The organism is Porphyromonas uenonis 60-3 (assembly GCF_000174775.1).
Lineage (GTDB): Bacteria > Bacteroidota > Bacteroidia > Bacteroidales > Porphyromonadaceae > Porphyromonas > Porphyromonas uenonis_A.
This window is the reverse complement of record NZ_ACLR01000173.1, coordinates 1-566: the sequence shown is the minus strand read 5'-3', so window position 1 is coordinate 566 and position 566 is coordinate 1. Positions and strand designations below refer to the sequence as shown.

The 566-nt window shown below is 42.9% G+C and carries 1 protein-coding gene; it reads left to right on the top strand.

Annotated features, from left to right (window positions below):
• The coding region (locus PORUE0001_RS10910; RefSeq protein WP_232501426.1) for a hypothetical protein at positions 1-279 on the top strand (279 nt) is incomplete at its 5' end.
• Positions 280-566: the final 287 nt, after the last annotated feature.

The following is a 566-nucleotide window of genomic DNA, read 5'->3' as shown; positions in this document are numbered from 1 at the left end:
AATGGACAACCACCACCCCAACCCCTGCATGATATAAAAAGTGGGCTCATTTTAGCACCATCGAAGGAAATCGCCATTTCCTCGGTGAAGCCTTTTGAATCTCCAGCGAGGAAACGAAAAATTCATCGGAACTTCGAAATCTTTCTTCCGAAGTTTCATTTCATTCTTCCGAACTTTTATTTCCCGGTTCCGTGGAGAAATTTCGTTTCCTCCCTGGAGATTTCGTATTTCCTACCGAGGGGAGGGACGAGAGGGGAGAAGTTAGAGATTAGAAATTAGAAGTTAGACTTTAGAGGTTAGAAGATAGAAATCGGAGCTATCGGAACTATCGGAGGTGATCGGAGCTATCGGATAGGAGCAGTCCAAACTTCTAATCTCTAACCTCTAAAGTCTAACTTCTAATCTCTTCTTCTCCTGAAATTAAGACGACATTATAGTAGTTAATAGTAGGTATTTTGTATCTTTGTGGATCAAAGGAGATGTCTCGCATCGCAAAAGGTCGGTAGAGCGCTCTGAGAAGCCCTTCCCCTATACAGCTATTTGCCATGTCTAGACAGACCTACAGT